9 protein-coding genes are annotated in these 7,649 nt (G+C 57.3%); 8 read left to right on the forward strand and 1 reads right to left on the reverse strand.

Annotated elements, in window-relative coordinates:
• Positions 1-475 precede the first annotated feature (475 nt).
• From groES to MOV80_RS23045, 8 genes are all read left to right on the forward strand, one after another.
• Positions 476-763, forward strand: coding sequence for a co-chaperone GroES (gene groES / locus MOV80_RS23010; RefSeq protein ID WP_019103401.1), 288 nt, complete (start codon positions 476-478; stop codon positions 761-763).
• 49 nt (positions 764-812) lie between these two features.
• Positions 813-2,453 (forward strand): chaperonin GroEL, encoded by a 1,641-nt coding sequence (groL, locus tag MOV80_RS23015; RefSeq protein WP_043591381.1) that lies wholly within the window; start codon positions 813-815, stop codon positions 2,451-2,453.
• Between the two features lie 121 nt (positions 2,454-2,574).
• On the forward strand, positions 2,575-3,321 hold the full coding sequence (locus MOV80_RS23020; RefSeq protein WP_019103445.1) for a Nif3-like dinuclear metal center hexameric protein: 747 nt from the start codon (positions 2,575-2,577) through the stop codon (positions 3,319-3,321).
• A gap of 114 nt (positions 3,322-3,435) precedes the next feature.
• Entirely contained in the window at positions 3,436-4,020 is a 585-nt protein-coding gene (gene petA / locus MOV80_RS23025) for a ubiquinol-cytochrome c reductase iron-sulfur subunit (RefSeq protein ID WP_039756139.1), read from the forward strand.
• Between the two features lie 14 nt (positions 4,021-4,034).
• A complete protein-coding gene (locus MOV80_RS23030) occupies positions 4,035-5,372 on the forward strand; it encodes a cytochrome bc complex cytochrome b subunit (protein WP_039756140.1) in 1,338 nt (445 codons plus the stop codon).
• Between the two features lie 16 nt (positions 5,373-5,388).
• The gene (locus MOV80_RS23035) at positions 5,389-6,153 is read left to right on the forward strand and encodes a cytochrome c1 (RefSeq protein ID WP_019103448.1); all 765 of its coding nucleotides are present in this window, start codon (positions 5,389-5,391) and stop codon (positions 6,151-6,153) included.
• A 150-nt stretch (positions 6,154-6,303) separates the two neighbouring features.
• Positions 6,304-6,906, forward strand: a complete 603-nt coding sequence (locus MOV80_RS23040; protein ID WP_039756141.1) for a glutathione S-transferase N-terminal domain-containing protein — start codon at positions 6,304-6,306, stop codon at positions 6,904-6,906.
• 9 nt (positions 6,907-6,915) lie between these two features.
• A complete protein-coding gene (locus MOV80_RS23045) occupies positions 6,916-7,359 on the forward strand; it encodes a ClpXP protease specificity-enhancing factor (RefSeq protein WP_019103450.1) in 444 nt (147 codons plus the stop codon).
• A 69-nt stretch (positions 7,360-7,428) separates the two neighbouring features.
• On the opposite strand, the gene MOV80_RS23050 is transcribed toward MOV80_RS23045, so the two are convergent.
• A partial coding sequence (locus MOV80_RS23050) for a hypothetical protein (protein ID WP_249605539.1) occupies positions 7,429-7,649 on the reverse strand: 221 nt, incomplete at its 5' end.

Genomic DNA, 7,649 nt, shown 5'->3' on the forward strand with positions numbered 1-7,649 from the left:
TAATTTTAGCCGGGAGAGCCTGGCGATCACGGTGGATTTCGTGCTGAAAGCCGCGGACGTGGTTGCTACGATGCGGCATGTTCAAGTCTTGCGCGGGACACCACACCACAACGAATTCAGGCCTCATAGTTCGCTGGGCGACCAGACCCCGAGCGAGTTCCGACTTGCTCATCTTTAAGCCGGCAATCTCCAGCTTAGACCGCTCGGTTAGTCGGGAGGAGGTCACGCGACCGACACCGACTGGAACAGTCCATCGCTTGGGTTGCTTTTTCTCACAGCGGAAGTTTCTCTCATTCCACGCTATCTAGAGACTTTGAACAGGCTCTAGAGGGCTTTCATCGAAAATTGCTACGGCAGGCTCTTGAAAACCCTTCCTCTCGTCCCTATTATTAGCACTCGCAGAAGGTGAGTGCTAACGCCCGCCTCAACTCAAACAGGTTTCAACTCTCAACAGCCACTGTAACAGGAGAGATCCATGGCAATTCGTCCTTTGCACGACCGTGTTGTTATCAAGCGCCTCGAGGCTGAAGAAAAAACCGCTTCCGGCATCGTTCTGCCGGGCGCAGCCGCTGAGAAGCCGGACATGGGCGAGGTTTTGGCCGTCGGCAACGGCAAGATTCTGGAAAACGGCGAACGCCGCGCCCTGGAATTGAAGAAAGGCGACAAGGTCATCTTCGGCAAGTACTCCGGTCAGACCGTCAAGGTTGACGGAGATGAAGTCCTCGTGATGCGCGAGGAAGATGTAATGGGCATCGTCGAGTAATCCGACCCGCATCTGAACTTCCCTTACTCAGAATTCTGGAGATTTAAGAATGGCTGCTAAAGACGTAAAGTTTGGTGATTCCGCTCGCGCCAAGATGGTAACCGGCGTCAACATCCTGGCTGATGCCGTTAAAGTGACTCTGGGCCCGAAAGGCCGCAACGTGGTGTTGGACCGCTCCTTCGGCGCGCCGACCATCACCAAGGACGGTGTATCCGTCGCCAAGGAAATCGAGCTGAAAGACAAGTTCGAGAACATGGGCGCGCAGATGGTGAAAGAAGTCGCTTCCAAGACTTCCGACGTTGCCGGCGACGGCACCACCACCGCCACCGTGCTGGCTCAAGCCATCGTGTTGGAAGGCATGAAGTACGTTGCCGCCGGCATGAACCCGATGGATCTGAAGCGCGGCATCGACAAAGCCGTTGCCTCGCTGGTAGGCGAAATCGCCAAGATCGCCAAGCCGTGCGCTACCACTAAGGAAATCGCTCAGGTAGGCTCCATCTCCGCCAACTCCGATTCCGACATCGGCGACATCATCGCCAATGCCATGGAAAAAGTGGGCAAGGAAGGCGTGATTACCGTTGAAGACGGCAAGAGCCTGAACAACGAGCTGGACGTGGTTGAAGGCATGCAGTTCGACCGCGGCTACCTGTCCCCGTACTTCATCAACAATCAGGACAAGCAGATTGCCGCTCTGGACAATCCCTTCATCCTGTTGTTCGACAAGAAGATCTCCAATATTCGCGACCTGCTGCCGGTTCTGGAGCAAGTGGCCAAGTCCGGCCGTCCGCTGCTGATCATCGCCGAAGACGTTGAAGGCGAAGCGCTGGCGACTCTGGTGGTCAACACCATCCGCGGCATTCTGAAAGTGGTTGCCGTTAAAGCCCCGGGCTTTGGCGATCGTCGCAAAGCCATGCTGCAGGATATCGCCATCCTGACCGGCGGCACCGTGATTGCCGAAGAAGTTGGCCTGACTCTGGAAAAAGCTTCGCTGGAAATGCTGGGCCAAGCCAAGCGCGTTGAAGTGGGTAAGGAAAACACCACTATCATCGACGGCGCTGGCCAAGCTGCCGAGATCCAGTCCCGTGTGGGCGAGATCCGCAAGCAGATGGAAGAAGCCACTTCCGACTATGACCGCGAGAAACTGCAAGAGCGCGTGGCCAAGCTGGCCGGCGGCGTTGCGGTGATCAAGGTTGGCGCCGCGACCGAAGTGGAAATGAAAGAGAAGAAGGCTCGCGTTGAAGACGCGCTGCACGCTACCCGCGCCGCTGTGGAAGAAGGCGTTGTGGCCGGCGGCGGCGTTGCTCTGCTGCGCGCCCGCTCCACTTTGGACAGCCTGAAAACCGATAACACCGATCAGGACGCCGGTATCAAGATCGTGCTGAAGGCCATCGAAGCGCCGCTGCGCCAGATCGTCAAGAACGCTGGCGAAGAGCCGTCGGTTGTGGTGAACAAGGTGCTGGAAGGCAAGGGCAACTTCGGTTACAACGCGGCTAGCGGCGAGTACGGCGATATGCTGGAAATGGGCGTGCTGGATCCGGCCAAGGTAACCCGCTCCGCTCTGCAGCACGCGGCTTCGGTTGCTGGCCTGATGCTGACCACCGACTGCATGATCGCTGAACTGCCGGAAGACAAGCCGGCGGCTGGCATGCCGGATATGGGCGGCATGGGCGGCATGGGCGGCATGATGTAAGTCGACGCCTCCTAGGCTTTGAAAAAACCCCGCTACGGCGGGGTTTTTCTTTTGCGGGCTTAAAATGTGTAGGCTTCTGGCAAAATAAGGTCGGGGCATATATTAAGTTAAGGAGTGCGTGATGGAATTGAAGGCGTTGTTGGGCAGTCTGGACGAGATTTTGGAGCCGTGGCGCTACAAGGACTACGCGCCCAACGGCCTGCAGGTGGAGGGCGGGCCGGCGGTGCGCAAGTTGGTGACCGGGGTAACGGCCTCCCAGGCGCTGATTGAGGCGGCGGCGTCGCGCGGAGCGGACGCCGTGCTGGTGCACCACGGCTATTTCTGGAAGGGAGAGGACGCCCGGATTTGCGGTATGAAGCGTCAACGGGTCAAGACATTGCTGGAGCATGATTTGAGTTTGCTGGCTTACCACCTGCCTTTGGATGCTCATCCGGAGTTGGGCAATAACGCGATGCTGGGCAAAGTGCTTGATTTGGACGCTTTGGGGCAGGGGGGCGAGCAGGGCTTGCTGTGGCATGGGTCATGGCGAGGTGGAGGTCGCGCGGTGGATTTTCGCGAGCATGTTTCAGCTCGCCTAGGACGCGAGGCCTTGCTGTTGGGCAGGGCGGACAAACCGATTTCGCGCGTGGCCTGGTGTACTGGCGGTGCGCAGAGCTTCTTCGCCGAAGCCATCGATCTGGGGGTGGATGCTTTCATCACCGGCGAAGCGTCCGAGCAAAATCATCATATGGCAATGGAGTGTGATGTGGCTTTCATCGCGGCGGGGCATCACGCCACGGAGCGTTTTGGCATCAAGGCTTTGGGTGAGCGCGTGGCTCAGCTTCATGGCATAAGTGTTGAATTTGTAGACATTTCCAACCCGGTTTAAGAGGCTAAGCGGGGCTTCGGCCAATTTATTTGCATAGAAGCTTCAAGTCCCTACTCGGAATCGGGTAAAATCAGGCAGTTTTGGGCTCGGTTTCCACGTTTGAGGATGACTGTAATGAGTGAACAACAAGTCGATGCGGGGCGCCGTCGCTTTCTGACGGTTGCAACCAGCGCTGTTGGTGGTGTGGCGGCGGCCGGAGTGGCTACGCCGTTTCTGATGAGTTTCTTCCCGTCCGAGAGGGCAAAGGCCGCCGGCGCTCCCGTCGAGGTGGATATCGGCAAGATCGAGCCGGGCCAGAAGATCAACGTCGAATGGCGCGGCAAGCCGGTATGGGTGCTGAACCGCACGCCGGAGCAATTGAAAAACCTGCCGAAGCTGGACGAGAAGCTGGTTGATCCCAAATCCGAGATGGATCAGCAGCCTACTTATTGCCAGAACGAGCACCGCTCGATCAAACCCGAGTTGCTGGTTGCCGTCGGCATCTGCACGCATTTGGGCTGTTCGCCGACCCACCGTCCGGATATCGCGCCCGCCGATCTGGGCCCGGACTGGTTGGGCGGCTTCTACTGCCCCTGTCATGGTTCCAAGTTCGACTTGGCCGCGCGCGTTTACAAAGGCGTGCCGGCACCGAAGAATCTGGAAATTCCGCCGCACAAATATCTGTCCGACACCCGCCTGCTGATTGGCGAAGACAAATAAGCTGAGGGGGCTACATGACTAAAGGACAAAAGTTGCTCAACTGGGTGGACGAGCGTTTTCCGCTATCGTCGATGCTCAAGGAGCACGTTACCGAGTATTACGCGCCGAAGAACTTCAACTTCTGGTACTTCTTCGGTTCGCTGGCCATGCTGGTACTGGTGATTCAAATTGTCACCGGCATCTTCCTGACCATGAACTACAAGCCGGACGGCACCTTGAATGGGGCCGGCATCCCGGTCGCCTTTGCTTCGGTCGAATACATCATGCGCGATGTGGCCGGAGGCTGGATCATCCGTTACATGCACTCCACCGGCGCTTCGATGTTCTTCGTGGTGGTGTATCTGCACATGTTCCGCGGCCTGATCTACGGTTCCTACAAGCAGCCGCGCGAACTGGTGTGGGTGTTCGGCACCTTGATCTTCCTGTGCCTGATGGCCGAGGCCTTCATGGGCTATCTGCTGCCTTGGGGCCAGATGTCGTTCTGGGGCGCGCAGGTGATCGTCAACCTCTTCGGCTCCATTCCGGTGATCGGCCCTGACTTGTCGGTGTGGATCCGCGGCGATTACGTGGTGTCTGACGCTACACTGAACCGCTTCTTCGCGCTGCACGTGATCGCGGTGCCGCTGGTGCTACTGGCCCTGGTGGTCGCTCACCTGATCGCTTTGCATGAAGTGGGCTCCAATAATCCGGACGGCGTTGAGATCAAGAAACTGAAGGATGACAAGGGTATTCCGCTTGACGGTATCCCGTTCCACCCGTACTACACCGTTAAGGATGTGCTGGGCGTGGTGGTGTTCCTGATCGTGTTCTCGGCCATTGTGTTCTTCATGCCGGAAATGGGCGGTTACTTCCTGGAGCACCCCAACTTTGACCAGGCCGACCCGCTGAAGACTCCGCCGCATATCGCGCCGGTATGGTACTTCACCCCGTTCTACGCCATCTTGCGTGCCATCCCGTCCTTCCTGGGCACCCAGGTATGGGGCGTATTGGCGATGGGCGCGGCGGTGGTGCTGATCGCCTTCCTGCCGTGGCTGGATCGCTCGCCGGTGAAGTCCATCCGTTACCGCGGTCCCAAGTTCAAGTTCATGCTGGTCCTGTTCATCATATCCTTCATCGGCCTTGGCATTCTGGGTGCTTTGCCGTCCACCAATGCCCGTACCGTAATTGCGCAGGTGCTCTCGTTCGTCTACTTCGCCTTCTTCCTGGGCATGCCGTTCTACACCAAGAACGATGTGGGCAGCATTCCGGTGCCGACGCGGGTGACTGATACCAACGCCCAGCGCCAAATTCGGTTTGCGGTGCTGGTGGTGGTGACCATCGTGGCCGCCGCCGTATTCGCCATGAACGTGTAAAAAGGGGAGAGGACTCATGAAAAGCAAAATCCGCCACCTAATCGCGGCCATGGCGCTGGCGTTGCCGTTCAGCGCTACGGCGCTGGCTGCAAGCGAAGGGGCCAAGCTGCCCAAGGCGCCTATCAATATCCAAGATACGGAAAGCTTGCAACGCGGGGCGCAGATCTTCACCAACTACTGCTTGTCTTGCCATTCGGCCAGCGCGATGCGTTACAACCGCCTGACCGATATCGGCCTGACTGAAGAGCAGATCAAGGCGAACTTGCTGCCGGAGGGCGCCAAGATTGGGGATCAGATGAACATCGCGATGAATAAGAAGGATGCTCAAGCCTGGTTTGGCGCCACGCCGCCGGACTTGTCGTTGATCGCGCGTTCTCGCGGCGCCGACTATCTGTACGGCTATCTGCGCGGCTTCTACCGTGATCCGAGCCGGCCTACCGGATGGAATAACGCGGTGTTCGACAAGGTGGGCATGCCTCACATCTTCTGGGAATGGCAAGGCGAGCAGGTGCTGAAAACCGAGAAGAATGCGGAAGGCCATGAGGAGCACAAGCTGGAGCTGATCAAGGCCGGTACTTTGACCAAGCTTGAGAACGGCAAGGCCAACACCGTGGAATTCGACAAGCGGATGGCGGACTTGACCAACTTCCTGGTCTACATCGGCGAACCGGCACAAGTGAAGCGTCAGCAGATTGGCTATGTCGTATTGATGTTCCTCTCGCTGTTGCTGTTGCCGCTGGCGTATTTCTTGAAGAAAGAGTACTGGCGCGACGTGCATTAAGCTAACTTGTCGGCTTTGATCAAGGCGGAGAAATCCGCCTTTTTTATTTTAAATCATGGTCTTATGATGCAGTGCTGGAAATGGGGTGGGGGAAAGTGCTAGAATGCCCAGCTGAATCAACCCATTGTTAGTTAAGGATTTCCTCCTGCCATGATGACTCTTTACTCCGGAATTACCTGCCCGTTCAGCCAGCGTTGCCGTATCGTGCTTTTTGAAAAGGGAATGGATTTCGAAATCATTGATGTGGACATCCATAACAAGCCGGAAGATCTGGCGGTGATGAACCCCTACAATGAGGTGCCGGTATTGGTCGAGCGCGATTTGATCCTGCACGAATCCAATATCATCAACGAGTACATTGACGAGCGTTTCCCACACCCGCAACTGATGCCGGCGGACCCGGTGATGCGCGCCCGCGCCCGCCTGTTCCTTTACCGTTTTGAAAACGAGCTGTTCATCCACGTCAAGGCGCTGGAGGCTGGCGCCACCGGCAAGGAAGCGAACAAGGCCCGCGAGGCCATCCGTGACGGTTTGACTACGATCGCGCCGATTTTCGCCAAGCAGAAGTTCATGCTGGGTGACGATTTCTCCATGATCGACGTGGCGATTGCGCCGCTGATGTGGCGTTTGGAGCATTACAACATTGATCTGGGCAAAAACTCCGCGCCCATCCTGAAGTACGCCGAGCGTATTTTCCAGCGTCAGTCCTTTATCGATTCGCTGACGCCGTCCGAAAAGGCCATGCGCAAATAAGGATTGCCAATGAGCTCCAGCACCAAGCCCTACATGATCCGAGCGCTGCACGAGTGGTGTGGCGACAACGGTTTCACACCCTATGTGGTGGTATGGGTCAACGAGCGCGCCGATGTGCCGCACGAGTACGTGAAAAACAACGAAATCGTGCTGAACATCGGTTTGTCGGCCACCAAGAACCTGCGCATCGACAATGACTGGCTGTCGTTTTCCGCTCGCTTCGGCGGCGTTTCGCGCGACATCTGGGTGCCGATCGGCAATGTGATGTCGATCTTTGCCCGGGAAACCGGCGAAGGCATGGGCTTCGAAGTGGAGCTGGGCGAGACGGAAGCCGCCGCACCGACGCTGAAACCGGTGGCGGCCGACGAAGAGGCCAAGCCGACGGAGGCGCCGTCCGAGCCGGAGGCTCCGGTCAAGCCGAGCGGGCGTCCCAGCCTGCGCATCGTCAAATAATGGTTTCCATTCCGTAAGCGAAAGCCGGTCCGTAAGGGCCGGCTTTTTCATTGGCGGCTTGGAATGTGTTCACGGTCTGCTGCGCGCTGGCGATATGGCATTGAAAACCGCTTTGAAATGCTCATGTATCGTATGACCATCTCGCTTTCTTAGAACCTGTTCACGATCTGCTCCGCTGCGGCGATACGGTGTTAAAAACAAGCTCAAAATGCTCATGTACCCTTGTACATTCCGCTTTTTCGCTCGTTTTCGCCTTGTCTCGCTCTTGCTCGCGAGATCGTGAACAGGCT

It is taken from the genome of Chromobacterium sp. IRSSSOUMB001, assembly GCF_023507765.1.
GTDB classification, from domain to species: Bacteria; Pseudomonadota; Gammaproteobacteria; order Burkholderiales; family Chromobacteriaceae; genus Chromobacterium; species Chromobacterium haemolyticum.

Coding starts and splice junctions, on each gene's coding strand:
- groES (WP_019103401.1), top strand. CDS start 476: ATGGCAATTCGTCCTTTGCACGACCGTGTTGTTATCAAGCGCCTCGAG.
- groL (WP_043591381.1), top strand. CDS start 813: ATGGCTGCTAAAGACGTAAAGTTTGGTGATTCCGCTCGCGCCAAGATG.
- MOV80_RS23020 (WP_019103445.1), top strand. CDS start 2,575: ATGGAATTGAAGGCGTTGTTGGGCAGTCTGGACGAGATTTTGGAGCCG.
- petA (WP_039756139.1), top strand. CDS start 3,436: ATGAGTGAACAACAAGTCGATGCGGGGCGCCGTCGCTTTCTGACGGTT.
- MOV80_RS23030 (WP_039756140.1), top strand. CDS start 4,035: ATGACTAAAGGACAAAAGTTGCTCAACTGGGTGGACGAGCGTTTTCCG.
- MOV80_RS23035 (WP_019103448.1), top strand. CDS start 5,389: ATGAAAAGCAAAATCCGCCACCTAATCGCGGCCATGGCGCTGGCGTTG.
- MOV80_RS23040 (WP_039756141.1), top strand. CDS start 6,304: ATGATGACTCTTTACTCCGGAATTACCTGCCCGTTCAGCCAGCGTTGC.
- MOV80_RS23045 (WP_019103450.1), top strand. CDS start 6,916: ATGAGCTCCAGCACCAAGCCCTACATGATCCGAGCGCTGCACGAGTGG.